At 60.9% G+C, this 21,217-nt stretch carries 24 protein-coding genes; 5 read left to right on the top strand and 19 right to left on the bottom strand.

Going from position 1 to position 21,217, the window contains the following annotated elements:
- Positions 1–44: 44 nt before the first annotated feature.
- From AX724_RS13470 to AX724_RS13480, 3 genes are all read right to left on the bottom strand, one after another.
- A complete protein-coding gene (locus tag AX724_RS13470; protein WP_197421581.1) occupies positions 45–611 on the bottom strand; it encodes a TetR/AcrR family transcriptional regulator in 567 nt (188 codons plus the stop codon).
- Between the two features lie 92 nt (positions 612–703).
- On the bottom strand, positions 704–1,405 hold the full coding sequence (locus tag AX724_RS13475; protein WP_066767354.1) for a DsbA family protein: 702 nt from the start codon (positions 1,403–1,405) through the stop codon (positions 704–706).
- 17 nt (positions 1,406–1,422) lie between these two features.
- On the bottom strand, positions 1,423–1,992 hold the full coding sequence (locus tag AX724_RS13480) for an OsmC family protein (RefSeq protein ID WP_066767355.1): 570 nt from the start codon (positions 1,990–1,992) through the stop codon (positions 1,423–1,425).
- 138 nt (positions 1,993–2,130) lie between these two features.
- Here AX724_RS13480 and AX724_RS13485 point away from each other — a divergent pair, with 138 nt between their 5' ends.
- On the top strand, positions 2,131–3,081 hold the full coding sequence (locus AX724_RS13485; protein ID WP_066767386.1) for a C-terminal binding protein: 951 nt from the start codon (positions 2,131–2,133) through the stop codon (positions 3,079–3,081).
- Between the two features lie 98 nt (positions 3,082–3,179).
- Here AX724_RS13485 and AX724_RS13490 read toward each other — a convergent pair whose 3' ends face one another.
- From AX724_RS13490 to AX724_RS13535, 11 genes are all read right to left on the bottom strand, one after another.
- On the bottom strand, positions 3,180–4,364 hold the full coding sequence (locus AX724_RS13490) for a bifunctional alpha/beta hydrolase/OsmC family protein (RefSeq protein WP_066767357.1): 1,185 nt from the start codon (positions 4,362–4,364) through the stop codon (positions 3,180–3,182).
- 11 nt (positions 4,365–4,375) lie between these two features.
- Positions 4,376–6,502, bottom strand: coding sequence for a protein-disulfide reductase DsbD family protein (locus AX724_RS13495; protein WP_066767358.1), 2,127 nt, complete (start codon positions 6,500–6,502; stop codon positions 4,376–4,378).
- Positions 6,503–6,658: 156 nt separating this feature from the next.
- The gene (locus tag AX724_RS13500) at positions 6,659–7,231 is read right to left on the bottom strand and encodes a DsrE family protein (protein WP_082733532.1); all 573 of its coding nucleotides are present in this window, start codon (positions 7,229–7,231) and stop codon (positions 6,659–6,661) included.
- Positions 7,232–7,285: 54 nt separating this feature from the next.
- On the bottom strand, positions 7,286–7,420 hold the full coding sequence (locus AX724_RS22900; RefSeq protein ID WP_082733533.1) for a DUF2474 domain-containing protein: 135 nt from the start codon (positions 7,418–7,420) through the stop codon (positions 7,286–7,288).
- On the bottom strand, positions 7,401–8,414 hold the full coding sequence (gene cydB / locus AX724_RS13505; protein ID WP_066767362.1) for a cytochrome d ubiquinol oxidase subunit II: 1,014 nt from the start codon (positions 8,412–8,414) through the stop codon (positions 7,401–7,403). The genes AX724_RS22900 and cydB overlap by 20 nt, the downstream gene beginning before the upstream one ends.
- Complete coding sequence (locus tag AX724_RS13510; RefSeq protein WP_066767364.1) at positions 8,411–9,817, bottom strand: cytochrome ubiquinol oxidase subunit I; 1,407 nt, start codon at positions 9,815–9,817, stop codon at positions 8,411–8,413. The genes cydB and AX724_RS13510 overlap by 4 nt, the downstream gene beginning before the upstream one ends.
- A gap of 63 nt (positions 9,818–9,880) precedes the next feature.
- On the bottom strand, positions 9,881–10,708 hold the full coding sequence (locus AX724_RS13515; RefSeq protein WP_066767366.1) for a sulfite exporter TauE/SafE family protein: 828 nt from the start codon (positions 10,706–10,708) through the stop codon (positions 9,881–9,883).
- On the bottom strand, positions 10,669–12,213 hold the full coding sequence (locus tag AX724_RS13520; RefSeq protein WP_066767368.1) for a bifunctional protein tyrosine phosphatase family protein/NAD(P)/FAD-dependent oxidoreductase: 1,545 nt from the start codon (positions 12,211–12,213) through the stop codon (positions 10,669–10,671). The genes AX724_RS13515 and AX724_RS13520 overlap by 40 nt, the downstream gene beginning before the upstream one ends.
- Positions 12,214–12,232: 19 nt before the next feature.
- Positions 12,233–12,646: a DUF6691 family protein gene (locus tag AX724_RS13525; protein ID WP_066767370.1), complete on the bottom strand. Its 414-nt coding sequence runs from the start codon at positions 12,644–12,646 to the stop codon at positions 12,233–12,235.
- Between the two features lies 1 nt (position 12,647).
- Entirely contained in the window at positions 12,648–13,082 is a 435-nt protein-coding gene (locus AX724_RS13530; protein WP_066767374.1) for a YeeE/YedE family protein, read from the bottom strand.
- Positions 13,079–13,993 carry an MBL fold metallo-hydrolase gene (locus AX724_RS13535; RefSeq protein WP_066767378.1) on the bottom strand — a complete coding sequence of 305 codons (915 nt, stop codon included), beginning with the start codon at positions 13,991–13,993 and terminating at the stop codon, positions 13,079–13,081. The genes AX724_RS13530 and AX724_RS13535 overlap by 4 nt, the downstream gene beginning before the upstream one ends.
- An 88-nt stretch (positions 13,994–14,081) precedes the next feature.
- On the opposite strand from AX724_RS13535, the gene AX724_RS13540 reads away from it, so the two are divergent.
- The 3 genes from AX724_RS13540 to AX724_RS13550 all read left to right on the top strand — a co-directional run bounded on the left by AX724_RS13540 (position 14,082) and on the right by AX724_RS13550 (position 15,834).
- Complete coding sequence (locus tag AX724_RS13540) at positions 14,082–14,696, top strand: peroxiredoxin (RefSeq protein WP_066767379.1); 615 nt, start codon at positions 14,082–14,084, stop codon at positions 14,694–14,696.
- Entirely contained in the window at positions 14,693–15,085 is a 393-nt protein-coding gene (locus AX724_RS13545) for an ArsR/SmtB family transcription factor (protein WP_066767388.1), read from the top strand. Before AX724_RS13540 ends, AX724_RS13545 begins: the two co-directional genes overlap by 4 nt.
- Positions 15,086–15,180: 95 nt before the next feature.
- Positions 15,181–15,834: a DsbA family protein gene (locus AX724_RS13550; protein WP_197421582.1), complete on the top strand. Its 654-nt coding sequence runs from the start codon at positions 15,181–15,183 to the stop codon at positions 15,832–15,834.
- Positions 15,835–15,923: 89 nt separating this feature from the next.
- Here AX724_RS13550 and AX724_RS13555 read toward each other — a convergent pair whose 3' ends face one another.
- Entirely contained in the window at positions 15,924–17,192 is a 1,269-nt protein-coding gene (locus AX724_RS13555) for a tyrosine-type recombinase/integrase (RefSeq protein ID WP_066767382.1), read from the bottom strand.
- A 338-nt stretch (positions 17,193–17,530) separates the two neighbouring features.
- Positions 17,531–17,836, bottom strand: coding sequence for a hypothetical protein (locus AX724_RS23395; RefSeq protein ID WP_156448083.1), 306 nt, complete (start codon positions 17,834–17,836; stop codon positions 17,531–17,533).
- Positions 17,837–18,474: 638 nt separating this feature from the next.
- Between AX724_RS23395 and AX724_RS23400 the strand changes: the two genes are divergently transcribed.
- A complete protein-coding gene (locus AX724_RS23400; protein WP_156448084.1) occupies positions 18,475–19,278 on the top strand; it encodes a sce7726 family protein in 804 nt (267 codons plus the stop codon).
- On the opposite strand, the gene AX724_RS22905 is transcribed toward AX724_RS23400, so the two are convergent.
- Genes AX724_RS22905 through AX724_RS13565 form a run of 3 tightly spaced genes read right to left on the bottom strand, consistent with a single transcriptional unit; the run spans position 19,227 to position 21,091 of the window.
- Positions 19,227–20,303: a beta family protein gene (locus tag AX724_RS22905; RefSeq protein WP_156448085.1), complete on the bottom strand. Its 1,077-nt coding sequence runs from the start codon at positions 20,301–20,303 to the stop codon at positions 19,227–19,229. The genes AX724_RS23400 and AX724_RS22905 overlap by 52 nt on opposite strands.
- Before the next feature lie 9 nt (positions 20,304–20,312).
- Complete coding sequence (locus AX724_RS13560; protein WP_066767383.1) at positions 20,313–20,789, bottom strand: ImmA/IrrE family metallo-endopeptidase; 477 nt, start codon at positions 20,787–20,789, stop codon at positions 20,313–20,315.
- Positions 20,789–21,091, bottom strand: coding sequence for a hypothetical protein (locus tag AX724_RS13565; protein WP_066767384.1), 303 nt, complete (start codon positions 21,089–21,091; stop codon positions 20,789–20,791). The genes AX724_RS13560 and AX724_RS13565 overlap by 1 nt, the downstream gene beginning before the upstream one ends.
- Positions 21,092–21,217 lie beyond the last annotated feature (126 nt).

Raw genomic sequence — 21,217 nt, forward strand, 5'->3', positions numbered from 1 at the left:
TTCCGTCCTGCGCGCTTCTTGTGGAATTGTGCGTTCGATCCGTTTCAACGGTCGGCCAGTGTCTTGCGAAGCGCTGCCAGCACCTGTTCGAAGCCTCTGGCACCGCCGAGCAAGCGTTCGACCATCAACGCTCCGCTCAGGCTGGACAGGATCAGCCGGGCGGTTTCGGCCACGTCGAGCCGTTCGCTGATTTCCCCGCTTCCCCGCCCTTCGGTCACTATCCGTTCCAGCCAGTCCAGATGATCGCGGAAGAATAACGTCACAGCGTCGGCCAGCTTCGGTGATATGCCGTCCCGTTCCGCTGCCAGCGCTGCGCACAGACAGCCGGTGCCCTCGTTGACGCTGGCGAGATAGAGGCGGCCGTAGGCCACGATCCGATCGACCGCATGGGAATGGGCTTTCTCGATCTCCGGAAAGGCCAGATCATAGCGTTCGCGGTAACGGCCCAGGGCGGTTTCAACGAGCGTTTCCTTGGTCGGAAAGTGATGATGGATGCTCGCCTTGGTGATGCCTACTGCTTGCGACAGGTCCGCATAGCTGAACCCGGCATAGCCGCGAGTGCGGATCAGCCGTTCAGCCTCTTCGAGCAAAGTGGATCGCGTGTCGGTCATCATCCCGTCATGTCGTCATTGGTTGTTTGTCGAACCTATAGGTCCAAACGGGAAGCTCCATAAGCCTCCCGTTCGATGTCGCAGGCCCGCGATCAGCAACCCTTGCCGTCGATACCGCACATCTGGCCCGATGGTTCGGGCATCGATGCGTAGCGGCGCAGCGCTTCGTCCAGATTGGTCTTGGTATCCTCGAAGGGCATGAAACCGCGTGCGAGCAGCGCCAGCTTTCCGTTGTCGAGGCGCATCAGCAAGGCGGGGAAGCCCTGGATGCCCATCTCCTGCACCATGCGCCGTTCGTCCATGACGCCAAGCGCGATATCCGGGCTGTCCATCAACTGACGGAACGCCGCGAAATCGATCCCGAAATGCGCCGCCATCGGCTCATAGGTCTGGATATCCTGAAGATCCTTGTTGTCGGCATAATAGGTCCGCTGGATCTCCGAGGCGATCGCCACGCCATCCGACACGCCGAGCCGCTGAAAAGCGATCATCGCGCGGGCAGGCATGGTCGAATTGAGGACATGCTTCGAGGTCTGGAGATGGCGAATCTCATTCAGATAGTCCGCGCCAAACTCCTGGCCGGAGAGCTGGGTGACGCGCTCATGCATCCCCATGGGATCGGGAAACCGGCCGAACATTGCGGGAAGGGGCGTGTCTGTGGGGATCATGCCCCCGTTGATGACCTGGATATCCAACCGATCCGCATAATCCGCCGCGATCTTGCCGATCACACCGCTGAAACCGTAGCACCAGATGCAATAGGGGTCGGTGATATAAAGAAACTGCGCTTTCATGATGTTCCTTCCCAAAATCAGGCGTCAACCCACACCGAGCGCATGGTGAGCTTGGGATTGAGGCGGATGGCGTTCGCGACATTCCAGCGATTGGGCGAGGTTTTCACCACAGCGTCGTGAATCTGCTGGAACTGTTCCGGCGTGAAATCGCCGTCCATGATGATTTCATAGTCGATGGAATCGTAGCCCGGCTTCACCGCATCATCGAGGCCGAGAAAGCCGCGCAGGTCGAGCGCGCCCGAAGCGCGGATGGTCAACGACTTGAGAGTGACGCCCATCGTCGCCGCCGTCGCCACGATCCCCACGGTCATGCAGGCGTTCATGGCCGCGAGCAGAAGTTCTTGCGGATTGGGAGCGGTGTTTTCGCCAAGCAGCTCCACCGGCTCATCAGCGGCGATCTGAAATTCGCGGGCGATCTGCGTTCCGGACAATTCATATCCGGCAACCTTAGTGACGGATTTGGTGCCGCCCTGCCATTCGGTCGCCACGTCGAATTTGACAGCGCCCACAGCGGTGTCGGCTTTCACCTGTTCCGCAAAGCCCGCAAGAGCGGTGGTGTTGATGCCATTGAGTACCGAATCAGTCATACATGCCTCCTTGATTGCTAACCATCCAACTAGTAGATTGGTCGATAGGTGGCAAGAGGCGGTGACGTAGATGAGAGCCAAGGAAGGGTTTATGGGCAGGACGCAGGGCGCGGCATGACAAAGCGGGACGTTGCACACATGCCAAGGGTTTTGCTGACCGATCATCCATGGGAAGATCTGTCAATCGAGCAAGGCATACTGCGCGCGGCAGGCGCGCAGCTTGTGGTCGGACCAATCGAAGCACCATCCGGGCAAAGGGTGGAAGAGATGGTGCGTGAGGTGCGCCCTCAAGCCATTCTGACCTGCTGGGCGCCTGTATCGGCGGCGGCAATTGCAAACGCTCCCGATTTACGGATCGTGGCGCGGCTTGGCGTTGGCCTCGACAATATCGATGTAAAGGCGGCGATGTCACGGGGGGCTTTCATCACGAACGTGCCGGACTATTGCACGCAGGATGTCGCAGACCATGCTGTGGCGTTGATCCTGTCCTGGCTCCGGGGAATCGTGCAGTTCGACCGGGCGGCCAAGCAAGGATTGTGGCAACCTGAAAGCGCCCGCTTCGACCGGCTTGCTGACCTCACGATCGGCATCGTGGGCTATGGCCGGATCGGCCAGGCCGCCGCGCAGCGCCTTGGCGGCTTTGGCTGCCGTGTTCTGGCCCACTCCCGATCATTGCGCTCCGGGGATGAAACCGTCGAACCTGTCGATCTTCCTACGCTCTGCACTCAGGCCGATGTGATCCTGCTGATGGTGCCGCTGACCAGCGATACCCGACATATGATCGACGACGCTTTCATCGCGGCATGCCGTCGGCGGCCGCTGATCGTCAACGTCTCGCGCGGCCCTCTTGTTGACAATGCTGCGTTGTTACGTGGCCTCGAAAACGGCGCGATCCGGGGTGCGGCGCTGGATGTGATAGAGGGAGAGCCGATTCCCCCACGTGAAATCATGGTTCACCCGGCAACGGTGATTACACCTCACATTGCATTCGTCTCAGATGCCGCGCTTACCGAGTTGCGGACCCGCGCCTGTGAACAGGTCGTGGCGGCGCTTGGCGGCCTGGAACCCCCAAATGCGGTTTGTCTATGAGGCGCAATGCGCAAGGTTCAAGACGCTGAGGCGGGCACGATCCAAATGGCTCCGAGATCAGGCGCGCCCACGGCCTTTCTTTAAGTGACGGTCGGATATTATCGCGACACCAGACTTGTCGTTACTTCTGATCCTCGCACCAGCGTAAGATCCACGGGGCAGCGATCCGCGATCGATACAAGTTTGGCGCGCTGCTCATCATCGAGCGGGCCTTCGAGCGTTATGACGCGCTCAAACAGGTCGGCCGGAGTTTCGCCCGGTCGCTTGAGATGCTTCACCGTCGTGCCCGCTCGTTCGAGCGGAAAACCCTTTCGCCCGGCATACATGCGAATAGTCATTACTGTGCATGCCGCCAGCCCGGCAGCTACCAGTTCGTAGGGCGAAAGGCCGCTACCAAGGCCGCCGACCGACACCGGCTCATCTGCCAGAAAGTGGTGTTCTCCGCTCCGTATAGTTAGCTGAAACGCGCCTTTGCCAGTTTCGAGAGCCATGACGCCTTCACCATGAGAGACATCTTCAATATCCTCTTCAATGGGTGGCAGGTAACGGGATGCCCATGCCGCGATAACGGTTGCAACATAATCGGCATCTGCATGGCGGGTGAGAAGATGATCGGCGTCATCGAGCGAGATGAAGCTTTTGGGATGCCAGGCAGCTTGGAAGATGCTGGATGCGTTGCCGATGCCTACGATCTTATCGCCGGGCGCGTGCAGGATAAGTATCGGGCGGCGCAGCTCGCGCACCTTGGTAAGCAGATCCTGTGCACGTACATCATCGATGAAACTGCGATGAATCACATAAGGTCTGCCAGCCAGTTCGGTTTGCGCCGTACCTTTCTCTTCGGCCCTCGCCAGCGAGTCGGGATCAAAATGGCGCAGCACATCGCCGACGTTCGCAGGCGCCCCGATGGTCGCAACCGCCTTGACCGTATCGACGTCAGAAGCAGCCGCCAGGATCGCCGCGCCGCCGAGGCTATGACCGATCAAAAGCGATGGCGGCATGCCAGCTTCGGCCATGGCACGAGCGGAGGCTACCAGATCATCAACGTCGCTTGCAAAAGTGCCTTCTCTATCGCCGCCCAGACCGGCGAAATCAAACCGCAACACGCCGATCCCCGAGCGCGCCAGCGCACGCGAGACACGGACAGCTGCGATGCTGTCTTTCCCGCATGTGAAACAGTGCGCGAAAATGGCCCAGCCTCTGGGTGTCGCCTGAGGTTGCTCAAGACGGCCCACCACGCGCTTGCCCGAGGCGCTGTCAAAATCGAAGGTCTGTTGAACCATAGGTCACTTTCTCAGGATGTATTGCCGGAAGAAGCGGCTTGCTGGATGAGAAGATCACTTGTCAGGATTTGGGGCAATTCCCGCGTCTCGCCCGACGGGGTGACGAAGAGATAATAGGGGATCGAATTGCGGCCGCGCGAAGCAAGGAACCGCGTGATCGCGGGATCGCCGCTCGTCCAGTCGCCTACGAGCGTGACAACGCCGCCCTTGTCGAACGCCGCGCGCGTATCGGGGCGATCAATGGCGACACGCTTGTTGACCTGGCAGACGAGGCACCAGTCCGCGGTCATGTCGACAAACACCGGCTGTCCGGCCGCCTGTAGCTCCGCGAGCCGCGTTTCGCTGAATGGCTCCGTCTTGCCGGTGCTGGCGATCGGCGTTGCCTCGACGGGACGCGGCAGATCGATCGCAATCGCTAACAGCAGCGCCGCCATGATGGGCAGAGCCGCCGCGCCTGCCCTGGTTCCCCGACTTTGACGGTGCCCGATCCACCAGAGGCCGAGCGCGCCGAGTGCGGCGATGAGCAAGCCGAGAGCCAGCCCGTCGACGCCGCTTTGCCGTCCGAGCACCCATGCCAGACCGATCGCGGTCAACAGCATCGGGATCGCCAGCAGGCGCCGGAAAGTTTCCATCCACGCCCCCGGCTTGGGCAGGAGCCGTTGCAACGCTGGCACGAAGGCAAGCAACAGGAAGGGCAGGGCCATGCCGATGCCCAGCCCGGCAAAGACCGCAAGGGCGGCGGGCGTCGGCAAGACAAGGGCGGCGCCGAGCGCGACACCCATGAAGGGGCCGCTGCACGGCGTCGCGACGAGCGCGGCGAGAGCGCCGGTGCCGAACGCCCCTGACCATCCCGGTTTACCCATGACGCGATTTGCCACCGAAATGCCCGTCATTTCGAACAGCCCGGCCAGATTGAGCGCGATCATCAGCGAAAGCAGCATCAGCAGGAGAATGATGTGCGGATTCTGGAGTTGGAAGGACCAGCCAATGTCGTGGCCCAGGGCACGCGCGCCCACCAGTATCGCACCGAGCAACAGGCTGGTGACGACGCTGCCCGCAAAATAGGCGACGCCTTCGAGCCTCGCCGTGCGCCGATCGACACCGGCCCGCGCCAGACTTAGCGCTTTCAGCGACAGGATCGGAAAGACGCAGGGCATAAGATTGAGCAACAGACCGCCGAGCAGTGCGCCCATGAGCGCGATTTTCAGTGCGGGTGCATCCCCCGTCGAAGGCGCGGTGGACTCCGGTGCGCTGCCGATCGTCTCGCGGCCAGTCGCCGGATCGGGAACACCGGAAACCATCGCTTCTTCTGCGGTTGCGGTTTCAGAAGCGGGCGCGACCGCCTTGTCGGGCTTCAAACCTGCGAGCATGAAGCTTTGCCGCCCATCCGATATTACGCCGGTGAAGTTCGGGGAGGGGGCCGAGCCGGGCGCGGCGACCTCAATCCGGATTGTTCCGTCCGCTTCACGGGTCACATGCTGTTTCGCGCTGGCCTCGAACCAGCCATCTTCCACCGGAAAGAGATAGGTCCGGGCAACATTCAGGCTCCGTGCGCCGGACACGACGAACGCCCAACGCCCGTCGGCGGCTTCCAGACGCCCTTGCGCCCGCCCGGATGATGGTAAGGCAGCTTCGGCCGCCGAGAATAGCGACTGGCGGCTCCGGTCGACGGCGCCATCGCCAGCGCTGAGGGCGAGCTGAAGCGTGGTTCGTTCCGGCACGCAAAGGCTGTCGGAGCAGGCCAGCCATGTCAGATCGACCTTGACGGGAAGGGCGGTTCCCGACGCGACGGAGCGGTCGACTGCGAGATCCGCGAGTAGGGTGAACGCACCTTCATAGACGTAGCTGGCGAGGCCGCCTAGTTCGAGCAGTGTAGGTGTGGGCTGTTCGAGCGCCCCAGCACGAACGCCGTTGGGCAGATGCCATTCGGCTTCGACCGGAACGCCGCTGTCCCCCGGATTGATCCAATAGCCATGCCAGCCCGATTCCGGCGTCATGCGGATCGCGATGCGGGTGGTTGCGCCGGGACGGGGGGTGTCGCTTTTGGCGACGATCGATGCCTGGATATGCTGCTGCGTCTGCGCCAGCGCCGCCGTGGCCGCCAAAGCCAGCCAGAGGATCAAGACTGTGCCCAGCACACGGCGTAGAGCAGTTGCAGGAACAACCGGGAGTGCCATGGCGGCAGATGAAAGTCGAAGAGTCCGCATCATCGCGTGGCTGTCGCCCGCCAAGCTTAAGACTGCCTTAGCCGATGGTAGATCCTCGCCCCGGCTCGTATTCAGCCTGGCAGGCTCTTATCCGGGGATGACCGCCCAGCCTTTCAATTGCAGGTTGGCAAGCGTGACCATGGCGGCGAGGTCGATCGTTACGTCCTTCGCGACGGTATCGCGCTCAATATGCTGGTTCGCGAGCGCATAGCTGCACACATGAATAGCGACGCCAGCGCGTTGCAGTTCCTCAATCAGCCGCGTGTTCGGGTTGGCACGATGAAACCGCGCCTGATATCCGGCATCGTTCAGGATCGCCGGGGTCGCAGGGCCGTGAATGACGACCACGATGTCGCCCGGAGCGGGACGGATACCCGATGCGCCGAGCAGGTTCACGAAGCGCGCCACCCGATCGAGCGCCGGATTGATCTGTGCATCGTCGGTTCCCGTGCGCGTGACTTCAAAGGCGACGTGGTAACGAAGCGACGGGTCCGGCAGACTGGCAACGTCGTGCGCTGGCATAATCGCGCCATAGCCGGGGATGACAGGGTGGCTTGCATCCTGTGCCATCGCGCTACCGGGGACTGCCAGCGCGACCGCCAGCCCCAATCCGGCTCGTTTCCATGGAAATGCCCGTGCGCGGGCCGTGCTCGACTGCATATATGTCTCCTCTCGTAATCTTTGGAATGACAGGTGCCTCTCTCGGTGTCGCCGTCATGATATGACCAGACGAATGCCATAGGCGACGACGCCGAGCGCCGCCACGCTCATTACCCAGATCGCGGCGAACCACGCGAGGCGTTTCCAGAGAGGGCCGGACGCGGCCAAGTCAATGATATCCCGCTTCATCGACCTTCCCCCGGAATACCCAATAGGCCCAGATGGTGTATCCGAGGATCACCGGCACCAGCAGGCCCGCCCCGATCAGCATGAATATCTGGCTGCGTTCGGGCGCGGCGGCTTCCCAAATGGAGACGCGGCCCGGAATGACATCCGGCCAGATCGAAATGGCCAGTCCGACCATCGACAGCCCGAACAGGAGCAGGATCAGGCAGAAGGGCATCCAGTCCCGCCCCCTTTTCTGCCCAATATTGTCGATCGCACGCCACGCCAGAAAGCCGACGATCGCCACCAGCAGCGGCATCTGCGCGCTCGCCAGCACGCCCGGCCATTGGAACCAGCGCTGATAATATTGCGCTTCGAGAAACGGCGTCAATGCGCTGACGAGGCCAATGGCGATCAGCAGGGCTGGCAGGAGCAAGCGCGCCATTCGGCGGGCCTGTGCCTGAAGCGCACCTTCGGCCTTCCAGATCAGCCAGCCCGCGCCGAGCAGGGCATAGCCGATAAGCAGGCTGAGGCCGGTCAGCAGCGAGAAAGGCGTCAACCATTCCCACCAGCCACCGGCATATGCGCGTCCCTCAACCGTGATGCCTTGGAGCAGCGCCCCAAGCGTGATCCCCTGCGCCAGCGTGGCAACGATCGAGCCGCCGCAAAAGGCGAAATCCCAGAAACGGCGATGGCCGGGATCGCGCCAGCGAAACTCGAATGCTACACCGCGAAAGACCAGGCCGAGCAGCATCGCGATCAGCGGCGCGTAGAGCGCGGGCAGCACGATCGCATAGGCCAACGGGAAAGCGGCCATCAGACCGCCGCCTCCGAGCACCAGCCATGTTTCATTGCCGTCCCACACCGGCGCGATGCTGTTCATCGCCATGTCGCGATCGCGGCCGACCGGGAAGCGAGGGAACAGGATGCCGATACCGAGATCGAAGCCGTCCATCACGACATAGGCGGCCACGGCGAACGCGATGATCCCGGCCCAAACGATGGTAAGGTCGATCATGGCTGGCCTCCCTCGATCGCGGGGGCAGGCGTGATCCCGGCGGTCCGCACCGGGCCGTGCGTTGGAACGGCCTCTTCATGCGGTTCGGGAGGCTTGCCCATCAATTTGAGAATATAGAGCGTGCCCGTTCCGAACACCGCGAAATAGACGACGATGAACGCTAGGAGCGACGCGGCGACAGCGGGTGCATCGAGCGGCGATGCCGACTGGACCGTCCGGAGCTGGCCATAGATCGTCCAGGGCTGGCGACCCACTTCCGTTGTCACCCACCCGGCGATGACGGCGATAAAACCCGAAGGCCCCATCACGATCGCGGCCCGATGCAGCCAGGACCAATCATAGAGCTTGCGGCGCGCGCGGGCGACCAGACTCCACAGGCCCAGACCCAGCATGGCGAAGCCGAGGCCGACCATGATGCGGAAGGCCCAGAACACGGTGCCAACGGGCGGATGCTGATCTTCTGCTATGGTATCCAGCCCCGCCAATGGCGCGTCCGGATCATGCTTGAGGATCAGCGAAGATGCCTTCGGAATCTCGACGGCATAATCGACCCGCCTTTCAGCGCTGTTGGGAATCCCGAACAGGATCAGCGGCGCGCCATCGGGATGGCTTTGATAGTGACCCTCCATCGCCATGACCTTGGCGGGTTGATGTTCGAGCGTGTTGAGGCCGTGCATGTCGCCTGCGAAAATCTGCACCGGCGCGACCAGCGCCGCCATCCACATCGCCATGGAGAACATCTTGCGCGCGCCGGGATTGGCCCGATCGCGCAGCAGATGCCAGGCACCGACCGCGCCGACCACGAAGGCCGTGGTCAGATAGGCCGCGATGACGGTGTGGACGAGACGATAGGGGAAGCTGGGGGTGAAGATGATCGCCGCCCAGCTTGGTCCCGGCAGGAATTGGCCGTTCGCGCCTATCTCATATCCGGTAGGCGTCTGCATCCAGCTATTGACCGACAAGATCCAGAAGGCGGAAATGAAGGTGCCCAGCGCCACCATGCAGGTCGCGGCGAAGTGGAGCCGTGGCCCCACCTTGTTGATCCCGAACAGCATGACGCCGAGGAAGCCCGCTTCGAGGAAGAAGGCGGTCAGCACTTCATAGGCCATCAGCGGCCCGATGACTGGACCGGCCTTGTCAGAGAAAACCGACCAGTTGGTGCCGAACTGGTAGGACATGACGATGCCGGAAACGACGCCCATGGCGAATGCGATTGCGAAGATCTTCAGCCAATAGCGGTAGAGGTTGGCATAGACGCCCTTGCCGGTCTTGAGCCACAGGGCTTCGAGCACCATGAGGAAGCTCGCCAGCCCGATCGAGAAGGCCGGGAAGATGAAATGGAAGCTCACCGTGAAAGCGAATTGCGCGCGGGCGAGGAATAGCGCGTCGAACGATTCGAACATTTCTATGTCCTTTCGGTGCCCGCTCTAGGAGAGGCGAACGGCTTTGATAGTGGACATACTGCCTCACGCCCCCATGAAGGCCCCGGCGCTGCGCCAGAGCATGTAGGCAGCAACAGCGAAGATCAGCATCGCGAAAACCAGCGTCAGCCGTCCGGTTTCCGCACCGAGACGCCGTGCGAGCCGCGTGCCTGCCAGACTGCCAACTGCGCCGCCGATGATGAACAGAATCGCCAGCGGCCAGTCGATAAGCCCGGAAAAGGCATAATTGGCAGCGGTGGTCAGGCCGAAGGCGGTCACGGCGACCAGCGACGTGCCGACCGCAAGCAGGATCGGCATACCCGTAGAGGCGACGAGGCCCGGCACGATCAGGAAACCGCCGCCTATGCCGAAGAAGCCGGAGAACAGACCGGAGCCAAGGCCATAACCGAGCACCTTGGGCGCCTTTTCCCGGTTGCACTCCGCGCCGGGATTGCCGGGATTGCCGCGCCCCTTGAGCATCAACGCCCCGACCAGCAGCATGACCAACGCGAACAGGAACAGCAGCCGGTCGCCGTCGACCATCTTGCCGAGGGTCGAGCCACCCAGCGCTCCGACGATACCCGCTGCCGCGAACATGCCGCCACAGCGCCATTTGACATTATGCGCGTGGGCATGATTTGCGAGGCCCGTTGCGGCATTGGCCGCGACCGCGAGCGCGCTGGTGCCGATCGCGACATGGGCGCTGGGCACGCCGACCAGATAGACCATCAACGGAACAGCGAGGATCGACCCGCCGCCTCCTACCAGTCCCAGACTGAATCCGACCAGCGCCCCGGAGGCGATGCCGAGCAGATATTGGAGCGGTTCGAGCGTCACCGGACCTGTCCGATCGGGCGAGGATCGGCCAGCCATTCGCGGCCTTTAAGCATCCCGTGCCAGTAGATCGGCGGCAGCCGACGGCCATCGATCAGCCATGTCGGGAAGCTGGGCAGCAGCTTGCCCCCATAACCGAACTCCGCCAGCACGATCCGCCCGCGCTCGACGGTGAGCGGGCAGGAGCCATAGCCGTCATAGCCTGCCTGCGGCTGTTTGCCGTCCAAGGCGGCAAGGACGTTCACGGCGACCACCGGCGCCTGCTTGCGTGCGGCCGCGGCTGTCTTGGCATTGGTGGTGGCCACGACATCCCCCAGCGCGAACAGGTTGGGCCATGTCGGATGACGCAAGGTGGCGGGATCGGCCGCAACGAACCCGCTTTCATCGGCAAGCGGACTGGACCGGATGAAGTCCGGGGCGACCTGCGGCGGGACGACGTGCAGCATGTCGAAGGGGCGTTCGACAACCGTTTTATTGCCATCGCTGCCTTGCTCGAAACGGGCGACCCGCGCGGCACCATCGACCCCGACCAGTTTCGAGCCGGGCTGGAAGTCGATACCGTAACGCTCGATATAGGTCATCAGCGCGGGCACATAATCGGCCACCCCGAACAGGGCCGGACCGGCGCTGTGGAACTCGACATCGATCTCTTCGAGCAGGCCGCGCTTCTCCCATTCGTGGCAGGAGAGATACATGGCCTTCTGCGGCGCCCCCGCGCATTTGATCGGCATGGGCGGCTGCGTGAACAGCGCGCGGCCCTGCGCCGCGCTGCGCACCAGCTCGTGCGTGTAGGGCGCGAGATCGTAGCGATAGTTGGACGTGACGCCGTTCCGGCCGAGGGTTTCGGAGAGGCCGGGAATGGCGTCCCAATCGAGTTTAAGGCCCGGCGCTACGACCAGCGCGCGGTAGGCGACCATCGTTCCGTCGTCGAGCGCCACGCTGCTGCTGTCCGGGTGGAAGGCGCTCACCGCCTGCCTGATCCAGTGCGCCTTGCGGGGCATGACCTCCGCCATGGTCCGGCGCGTGGTCTGTGGATCGAACACGCCTGCGCCCACCAGCGTCCATCCCGGCTGATAATAATGCACGTCGGACGGCTCGATGATCGCGATCGAAAGATCACCCCGGCGCTTGAGCAGGCTGGCGGCGCAAGCGATGCCCGCGCTCCCGCCGCCGACGATCACCACGTCATAGGTCGCCGCGCCATTGTCGTTCAGCGCCACGGCCGCGTTGTGCAATGCCGTCGAGCGAGCGCCCGATCGGCAGAAGGCCAGAACGGGCTTGGGGAGACGGTCGAGCGCGGCCCGCATCGCCTGGGCATCGGCAGCGGCGATGTCGGGACTGGCGACAGGGACATGCAGGAAGGCCAAGCCTTGCTCCAGCGCCGCATGTCCGAGGGCGGCGGCGTCCGGTTGTCCCGGCTCCTCGCCATCCGGGCGATTGCAAAGCACCGAGCGGAACCCGGCCGCTGCTATCGCGGGCATGTCCTCCGGTCTGACTTGCGGCGATACCGAGAAATCGGGGGCGATGGGGGTGATCGTTTCCATAAGGATTCCTCCGCTTGTGTCAGCGCTGCGCGGCCCAAAGACGATGAAGCAGCATTCCGGCGAGCATCGCAGCCAGGAAGGGCAGAACCGCGAGGGGGGCGAGCGCGAGGTTGGCGATCGCCGGGCCGGGGCAAAGGCCCGCAATTCCCCACCCGATGCCGAACAGCAGCGCACCGACAGCCAAGGGCGCGTCGATGCGCCGCGTCGAAGGCAGGGCAAAATTGTCGCCAGAGACAGCATGGAGCAAGCGGGACTGCACCCGCCAAGCAATCGCCATCGGCAGCAAAGCCCCAGCCATCACGAACGCCAGCGTCGCATCCCACGTCCCGAACAGATCGAGGAAGCCGCGCACTCGTGCGGGATCGACCATTCCCGACAAGGCGAGGCCCGCGCCGAAGATCGTTCCGGCCAACAGGGCTATGAAAGCGCGCATGTCACACCCACCCGAAAGCGCGCATCACTGCCACGGTGGCGAAACCGGCCGCCATGAACAGGCCGGTCGCGATCATGGAGCGCGGCGACAGCCGTGACAGGCCACAGACGCCATGCCCGCTGGTGCAGCCGCTACCGAGCCGCGTGCCGAACCCGACGAGCAATCCTCCGACGATGAGGACCGCGAGCGAAGATGGAAAGGTGACGGCAATCGGCCGTGCCATCGCGACCAAGGCCGCCCCGACCGGCAGGCCGATGATGAAGGCCAGTGCGACGGCCCGCGAATCCGAGCCGGTGATGCCGGTCGCTTGCGCCGCGAGGCCGCTGACGCCAGCAATCCGGCCGATGCCCAGCAGCATTACGACCCCGGCGATTCCGATCAGCAGCCCGCCGAGGAAGCCCATGCCCGGCGCCGCATTAGCGAACAGCGCGCTCATAGGGCGTCGAGCGGGATCTTGAGATAGCGCGTCCCGTTATCCTCCGGCTCCGGCATATGGCCGCCGCGCATGTTCACCTGAATCGACGGGAGGATCAGCTTGGGCATGTCGAGTGTCGCATCGCGCGCTTCCCGCATCGCCACGAAGCTATCTTCGTCGACGCCATCATGGACGTGCACGTTTCCGGTGCGTTCCTCCGCCACAGTAGTTTCCCAGCGATAGTCGTCACGGCCCGGCGCCTTGTAGTCGTGGCACAGGAACAGACGGGTTTCGGCGGGAAGAGTCAGGAGGCGGCGGATCGAGCGATAGAGCGTTCGCGCGTCACCACCGGGAAAATCAGCTCGCGCCGTGCCATAGTCCGGCATGAACAGCGTGTCGCCGATGAAGGCCGCATCCCCGATCACATAGGCGAGATCGGCAGGTGTATGGCCCGGCACATGCAGCACGGTGGCGCTGAGGTTGCCGATCGAGAACTGGTCCCCGTCCTCGAACAGATGATCGAACTGCGACCCGTCGCGCGCGAACGCGGTCCCTTCGTTGAACAGCTTCCCGAAGGTCGCTTGCACGGTCAGGATTGCCTTGCCGATGGCAAGTTTCCCGCCCAGCTCCTCTTGCAGATAAGGGGCGGCCGACAAATGATCGGCGTGGGCGTGCGTTTCCAGCAGCCATTCCACCTTCAAATCTTGTTCGCGCACATAGGCGATGATCGCATCCGCCGATGCGAAGGCGGTGCGGCCAGCAGCGGCATCATAATCCAGCACGCTATCGATGATCGCCGCGTGCCGGGTTTCGGGATCGTGAACGACATAGCTGGCGGTGTTGGTGGCTTCATCAAAGAAGGCCCGGATTTGCGGGACGCCCTTGCGGGCTTCGCCGATTTGCTGGGCCGCGCGTCTGATCGCTTCGTCCATGGCTCGTTCCTTGGATTTCATAATTACAGAACTATGTATGTATGTAAGCACATTGCGTCAAGGCGCATGAGATGCCAAGGACGAAAGCATGACGACGACGCCGAACGAACCTCTTCCCTCCCTGCGGCTTGGCGATTCTGCGCCCGATTTCGAGGCGCGGACCACCAAGGGGCCGCTGCGCCTGTCCTCGCTGCGCGGGAAATGGGTCGTGTTCTTTTCCCATCCGGCCGATTTCACGCCGGTCTGCACCACCGAGTTTGTCGGCCTCGCCAAAGCGCAGGATCGTTTTGAGGAAATGGGCGGCGTGCTGCTTGGCCTGTCCGTGGACAGTCTTTATGCCCATCTGGCCTGGCTCAAGGCGATCCGCGATCTTTTCGAGGTCGAAATCCGATTCCCGGTGATCGAAGATCCGTCGATGGCAATCGGCCGCGCTTATGGGATGATCGGGCAGGCTGCGCAGGACAGCTCCGGTGTCCGGGCGACCTATTTCATAGATCCCGATGGCGTGATCCGCGCGATCACCCATTATCCGATGAATGTCGGGCGTTCGGTCGATGAAATGCTGCGGATGCTCGCCGCGCTCCAGGCCGCGCAAGCAGGAGATCGGCTCGCGCCCGAAGGGTGGCGCGCCGGTGAGCCGCTGTTGCTTCCACCGTCGGAAGAAGCCGACGGGGCCGATTGGTTCTGCCGGAGCGCCAAGTGACCGCTCTCCATGCCGCGCGCGAGCTGGCGGACGCCGCTGCGGAAAAGCTGAAGGCTTACGCACAACCCCAGCGTCTTATGATCCTCTCGCTCCTGCTGGATCGCGGCGAGCAGTCCGTTTCGGCGATCGATGAAGCCACCGGCATCGGTCAGCCTGCCCTTAGCCAACAGCTTGCCGAACTGCGCCGATCGGGCCTTGTGAGCACGCGCAAGCACGCGAGGCAGGTCTATTACAGCCTTGCCGACAGCGGGACGGAGCTTTGCGTGCGCGGGATCGAGGCCGTATTCGGCGCGGGCGATCTATCTGATTTGCCGGGCCGCCTGGGCAATGATGAGCGATCCGATCTTGTGCCCGGCGTGGCCCATTTCGCGCGCGTTGTCAGCCGATAAGGCCCTTTGTCGTCTTAAGGCTGGCATAAGATCATAGTGCGAGATCGGCTCTACGGACGATTGATCGAGGCAGGGCCGAAGCGGCTATACGGACAGTGGAACGTGCTAACCCTTTGACCCGGCGCCAGCTCCTCCAGCTTTCAGGCGTCGTCACGATCGGCTTCGGGGCGAGTTTCATCCTCAGAAAGACGGCGCCTCTTGGCCGCGACGTGTCGGGCAGCGACGTCGCGCAATCGGTCCTCCGCGAGCAAGGTGCGCCGCGTGAGGGGCCATCCAATGCGGACGTCACCGTTGCGGTCTTTACCGACTATCAATGCCCGGCGTGCCGGATGGCCGAACCTCAATTGCGGATGGCGTTCGAAGAAGATCGGAACGTAGCCGTCATCTATAAGGACTGGCCGATCTTCGGGCCGATGTCGCAGCGCGCGGCACGGGTTGCGCTCGCTGCTGATCGGCAATCGATTTATCCGCAGGTTCATCACGCCTTGATGAGCGAACGCCGGGTGCTGGAGTCGGCCGTCCTGCGCGAAGTGATCGAGCGCGCGGGTGGCCGATGGGATCGGATCGAACAGGATTTGAAGGATCATGCTCGCGAGATCGATGCGATGATGGCACAAACCGCGAGGGAGGCATTTGCGCTTGGAGTTGCGGGCACGCCTGCATTCCTGATCGGCCCATCGCTGATTGAGGGGGCGCTGGACCGACAGGAATTTCTTCGTGCGTTTCGCGCGGCACGAAAGTCCGCCTGATACTCTCTTCGCCGATAACCGCTATGTCCGATAAACTCGATTCTCGGACATATGACGTTGGTCGCCAGATCAAATAGTCCGCTCGGCCGTCATGCAGCAAGCTGCATCGCTTCTAGCTTAGCGGCTCCTTCCGCAAGCAACCGCTCGATCTCATCGGAGGTTCGCTGCACCGCGAGCTTCAACGCTTCGTCAATGTGGATATAGTCTTGGGTGACGTTCTGCGAGGCATGGCCGAGCATGGCCCGGATAGTCAGTTCCGAAAAGCCGAGTTCACCCGCCACGCTTCCGAACGTATGGCGCAGCGTGTGTGGCGTGATGCCCTCAATCCCCGCCAGCTTGGCGATACGCTGGAGGCAAGCGCTGACGGCGGTGAACGGTCCCCTTCCGACTTCCGAGGGGAAGACATGCGGATTGCCCACGATACCGAGCTGGCTTTCGATGACTTCGATCGCAGCTTGTCCGATTGCGCGAATCTGTGCGCCGCCTTTGGTATCGGGAAACGCCACGTAGCCGCCCTCACCATTAACCCAGGCCCGGTGCATAGCCTGCGCTTCTTCCCGGCGGTATCCTGTAAGCATGAGCGTCCGAAGTACACCAAGCGCGACAGGGTTCTCCCCATTGCGCTCCGCATAGGCCATCGCCTTGCCCATCATCACGATCTCGGCAAAGCTCAGGCGCCGCGTCTTCTTCCTCCCAGCCAGCTTCTTCGCGCCCTCGGTCGGGTGGGTGTCGAGCAATCCCTTATGCTTGGCATGACCGATAATGGCCTGGAGCGTTCCCAAAGAACCCGATGCGGCAGCAGGACCACCCTTGGCCCTGCCGCCCCGACCACTACCGCGCGGCTTCGCGGTCTTGCCCTCTTTCACATCGGTCTGCATCTGCTCGATGTCGGCGGGTTTCAGATGCCGCACGATCCGCTTGCCGAGCAGCGGCTTGATGTGCGTCTTTATCCGGCTTTCGTCCTTATCGAGCGACGATGCCTTGATGGGCAGGTTCTTGCGCCCGAGAATGCGCCCAGCGCGCGCCTCGACAAGATACCAGTCGCACATCTCCTCGACCGTCATCCCCTTGCGCGCCTGCTGAACCTCCTCGGCGGGATCTTCGCCTTTGATGACGGCAGCGAGTTTGAGCTTGGCTTCGTCGCGGGCCTGTTCGACCGTCAGAATCCCATAGCGCGCGATATTCATGCGGCGCTTGATCCCCTCGGCATTTCGATACTGCACGATGAAGGTCTTGAGGCCCGAGGGCAGCACGCGCACACCGAAGCCCTTCACCTCGGTATCCCAAAGGACTTCTTGCTTCTCTGCGGGCGGGACGAGCGCATCCACGGCGCGCTTGGTCAGTTTGCAGGTTGGCATTGTGCATCTCCACTTGGAGACAAAACTTGACAGAAACAGCTTTGTCTCCAAAATGTCTCTATAAGGCGTCCAATTACGCCCAGCCACAGAATACGATATGCGGGTTTAAGTATCAAGAAATAATAGATAAATCGTAGTATGGCGTTGCCTTGGCAAGTATAGAAAAGCCCAGCGCTTAAGTTGCCAAGGTTGGGGTCGAGGGTTCGAATCCCTTCGCCCGCTCCAGTTTTCCTGCCCGTTCTGGGGCAGGGCAGCAATATGTCGGAAATCACACCCCACTCAATCCCCTCCGATTGATCGGGTAAATGGCGCGCTGTTATTCGCGCTATCTATTACCGTTATCTGCAACGCTCTAGCCAAGGCTGTGCTTCGCACAATGCGCGCTGAAGATTCTCGATGTCCTTTTTTCGCTCCTCTCGTTCGTATCTCCTTCGCCTTTCTTCTTCGGCCTTCCTTGGATCAGTGCTGGTGCTGTTCACGCTGTTGAGCAATGCACCAATGACGATGATGGCTAGAAGGCCTAGAAAAAGCCCACTCCATCCAGCCCCCTTCTTTTCTTCCTCCTTAAGTCCTCCAAGCTTCTGCCATCGCTGACGACGCTTGAAAGCCTCTGCATAATTCTTGTCTTTTTTGAACCGATCCACCGTCGACCTCCGCACAGAAAAGGAGGCACGGCCTAAGCCGGATGTTGGAAACACTGGCACAGCACAGCGCGCATGCGCCTTTACCGTTACCGGTTGGACATGCGCGCATGCCACCCGGCCGATAAATCGACCAAGTTGCTGTACCGATGAGGTTTCCACGCCCCACTCCTGAGTGTTGCAGGAGCGATGTCACTCTAGGTTAGGGGATCATGCCTTGGCAAGCGCTGGAAGAAACAGATTTACTTCGCCGGACGAGATGCATGCGAGAAGCTATCTGTAAGCCTAAAGGGTAGTACAGTTTTCTTCCGCGTAGAGAACATAAGCGATGAGAGTGCCCGATCCGTTGCCGTTATAATTTCCGGTGCTTTGGAAGGAGGCTATTTAGCTACCGTTCCATCTGGTCCGGCGGCGCGCTTGGCATGAACGGTTGAAGCATGGAACACTGCGATTATTCATAATGTACATCCCGCCTCCAAAAATCAATCCGCGCCAGTCACTACGACGCTGTCATTGCTGGCTTGCACGGTGTGACTCCTCGTTTTAGGTGAGCCAGTCCGCACCGGTAATATGGCTCGTTCGGGCTTTGACCGAGTGCGTGACCCGTCTAAAATTGGCTTCAACGACAATGAAGGGCCCATATGTCTAAGCCATCTCCCGAAAAGGCTGCGAAGGCTGCCCTGCTTACCGCCCTCCGCCGGTCGCGCAGATTGGCATCGGAGGCAATTGTGTCGGAGTTGGTAATCGACAAATGGGCTAACCGGGCTGACCTTGTCACCGTCGGAGACGAGTTGGTCGGTTATGAGATCAAGACACGGACTGACAAGTTAGTCAGGCTTTTAGGTCAGCTTGAAAGCTACTCGCAAACTTTTGAGCGTGTTTACGTTGTCGCAGCCACTCGACACATGAATGCGATTTTATCAACCATACCCGCACATGTAGGTATCAAGGAGATAGTCGATTTCGGCGCTGGCTGCGAGGTCCGCGACGTAAAACCGGCCGGGTTGTCCCCCGCATTGAGTGCATTCAACTCATTGCAACTACTTCCTGCAATTGAAATTAAGCGTCTTTTGACGTTGGCAGGAAAAAGACCGAGCAATCGCACGCGCTGTAACTTGGTTGATCAAGCAGAGAAGCTACCGCTCATGGTAATACGTAAGTTCCTCGCAAGTTACCTTAAAACCAGATACGGGAGAACTTCACAAAGCTTTATGACGGATGTTCGAGGGCGTCGAATATGCGCCAACGATCTTCAAACCCTCCGGCTGTGGAACGATGAAAAAGATAATCGCAATCATATTTCACCAGCTGTAGTCATAGACGACTGGTCGCAATCGACAGTGTACGAGGGCGGAATGGGAGCCATCCCTCCTGACATCCGCCAAAAGTTCGCTCAGTCCTCCCATGCCTCATCAGTGTTTTCGCCGCCGTCGGTTGAAGCGTAATGGAGTTGTTGGTGCAAATGGACGTTGATGCGTACACCAACCCATGGTCTTTGATAATGGAGGTGCGTTAAATCACCGCCTGCCGCACGCCTAATCTCATTGGTGCCCCAAAGAGCTAATCCTGCTTGCCACGCGGCATCGCTCATCACGGACTTCGATGCTTCGATGTAGCAACGGTCGGTCTCTCGGCGATAGTAAACCCATTCGTTTCTGCTAGCGAGGTCCACCCGTGGCGCTCCGCCCTGTGCAAAGCTGCTCTTATTCACACAAACTGACGCATAATCGCCATAGATAATAGGGACTCCGCCGAGAAGCGAGGCGCCCGCCGCCAACTGAGTAAACACAGCTCGCTCCCTAATAGGAAGACGGGCGTGCGCCCGATCAATTGATGCGAACTCGGCGGGGAAGCTTGACATCGCCGTGGTTATGGTAACGTTGCTTCCTCCGACTATGCGAAGTGCTGCAACAGCTATCCCCATCAAATCGGCAACAACACCATTGTTGTCCAGCCTTTGGGTAATCTGTCCGAAATCCAAAACCAACATAATTGGCGATTGACGCAGAGGCAGCGTCGAGATCGTCTGAAGACGCTGCAAGTCCCACTGATTCGCCCGACGGAGTCGGATTACCAGCCCTCGGCCCAAGCTTAAAAGGGAGCCCGCTTGCTGGATATTGTCGCTATCCGACGGACCCCACTGCAACGTAGGAACAAAATTGCCGTGCTGCCGGATCAGCGATGTCCATGCCGCATGCCCATTTGTAGACTGATTAAGGTCGACAAGTTCTTGGTCAGCGTGGGTCTTCAATACGACTGGCGGTGGTGCAAGGTCGGCGATAATATTGCGAGAACCAAAGGCCTTCTCCAAGCCCTCAAAAGTGCGCGCCAGATGATGCGAACCGTTCCATTTGCCGATTCTAATGCTTGGCAGTATCCGATCCTTGTCCGCGTCTGGAAGCCGTCGCAGCCCTTCCATTTCCGAAGGACGCACGGCTATGGACGGAACGTAAGTGGCGGCGCTGAACACTGGCGATTCCTACGTCGGTAGCCCAAGGCGGATTTGCATAGCAGCTTCTGAAACCTCTAACTCACCCGCCAATTCCTTTGGGGTGAGCTTTCTTTGATCTGTTAGTGATCGGACTAAGTCCCACGGCATCAAGATATCGGCGGCAAGCTTGTTTGCTTCCCACTCTCGGCGCTCGGATAGGCCGCTCCGGTAGAAGGTATCGTCTGTAAGTTCTCCTCCGATCTCATCGCGGTGGAGAAGGAAATGGGCAATCTCATGGGCTATCGTAAACCGCTGCCGGTTCCGTGCCTCTTGCCGATTGACTCGAATGATCCACTTCTGGGAATCCTTGGGATCTCGCAGAAGCATCCCCGAGATCCCCGCCGGAAGATCGGATTTTAATACCGTCAAGCCGAGGTCCGCCGCTAGCGCTCCCACCTTTACAGGCGCTGTCTGCTGATGGCGCTTCAATACATCTCTAATTCCGGGTGCAAGTGCCAGGCCCATCAATCGTCTTCCCAAACTTCGTCATGTTCAGAGTCGAAGTTAAGGGCCGCTGCTTCCAACGCGCCCACATCTACAACCACGTCATCTTGAACGGACGATTTTTTCATGTTCTCCATCTGTTCCATTATTAGCAGTTTCAAGCCTGCTTTGAAAGTATCCGACTGGAGATGGTGGTCAGTCTGAGATGCCGAGGCTTTCGCTGCCTCCGTTGCGGCACCCTGCGAAATAGTCTGCCATCCCCAAATGGCGGCAAGCGCAACCACAAGACCGATAAAGGTCAGCACCACCGTCACCACTGTCAAAAGAACCGCGATGACGTCCTTATAGTCCCACCCATTGGTGGCATGTAGAGGAACGCCGCGTGCTGTAATCAGTGAGGATCAGCGTGCAATAGGCACCCCCTTCGTGGGGTGATCGGCGTGCAAAAA

Source organism: Sphingobium sp. CCH11-B1, from assembly GCF_001556865.1.
Taxonomy (GTDB): Bacteria; Pseudomonadota; Alphaproteobacteria; order Sphingomonadales; family Sphingomonadaceae; genus Sphingobium.

Bases quoted from the DNA above. Each gene is read 5' to 3' on its own strand.
- AX724_RS13520 (WP_066767368.1), bottom strand. From the start codon at position 12,213: ATGGAAACGATCACCCCCATCGCCCCCGATTTCTCGGTATCGCCGCAA.
- AX724_RS13540 (WP_066767379.1), top strand. From the start codon at position 14,082: ATGACGACGACGCCGAACGAACCTCTTCCCTCCCTGCGGCTTGGCGAT.
- AX724_RS13535 (WP_066767378.1), bottom strand. From the start codon at position 13,993: ATGGACGAAGCGATCAGACGCGCGGCCCAGCAAATCGGCGAAGCCCGC.
- AX724_RS22900 (WP_082733533.1), bottom strand. From the start codon at position 7,420: ATGAAGCGGGATATCATTGACTTGGCCGCGTCCGGCCCTCTCTGGAAA.
- AX724_RS13480 (WP_066767355.1), bottom strand. From the start codon at position 1,992: ATGACTGATTCGGTACTCAATGGCATCAACACCACCGCTCTTGCGGGC.
- AX724_RS13525 (WP_066767370.1), bottom strand. From the start codon at position 12,646: ATGCGCGCTTTCATAGCCCTGTTGGCCGGAACGATCTTCGGCGCGGGC.
- AX724_RS13470 (WP_197421581.1), bottom strand. From the start codon at position 611: ATGACCGACACGCGATCCACTTTGCTCGAAGAGGCTGAACGGCTGATC.
- AX724_RS13485 (WP_066767386.1), top strand. From the start codon at position 2,131: ATGCCAAGGGTTTTGCTGACCGATCATCCATGGGAAGATCTGTCAATC.
- AX724_RS13560 (WP_066767383.1), bottom strand. From the start codon at position 20,789: ATGGGCCTGGCACTTGCACCCGGAATTAGAGATGTATTGAAGCGCCAT.
- AX724_RS23400 (WP_156448084.1), top strand. From the start codon at position 18,475: ATGTCTAAGCCATCTCCCGAAAAGGCTGCGAAGGCTGCCCTGCTTACC.
- AX724_RS13500 (WP_082733532.1), bottom strand. From the start codon at position 7,231: ATGCAGTCGAGCACGGCCCGCGCACGGGCATTTCCATGGAAACGAGCC.
- cydB (WP_066767362.1), bottom strand. From the start codon at position 8,414: ATGATCGACCTTACCATCGTTTGGGCCGGGATCATCGCGTTCGCCGTG.
- AX724_RS13490 (WP_066767357.1), bottom strand. From the start codon at position 4,364: ATGGTTCAACAGACCTTCGATTTTGACAGCGCCTCGGGCAAGCGCGTG.
- AX724_RS13530 (WP_066767374.1), bottom strand. From the start codon at position 13,082: ATGAGCGCGCTGTTCGCTAATGCGGCGCCGGGCATGGGCTTCCTCGGC.
- AX724_RS13515 (WP_066767366.1), bottom strand. From the start codon at position 10,708: ATGGCTGGCCGATCCTCGCCCGATCGGACAGGTCCGGTGACGCTCGAA.
- AX724_RS13555 (WP_066767382.1), bottom strand. From the start codon at position 17,192: ATGCCAACCTGCAAACTGACCAAGCGCGCCGTGGATGCGCTCGTCCCG.
- AX724_RS13475 (WP_066767354.1), bottom strand. From the start codon at position 1,405: ATGAAAGCGCAGTTTCTTTATATCACCGACCCCTATTGCATCTGGTGC.
- AX724_RS13510 (WP_066767364.1), bottom strand. From the start codon at position 9,817: ATGTTCGAATCGTTCGACGCGCTATTCCTCGCCCGCGCGCAATTCGCT.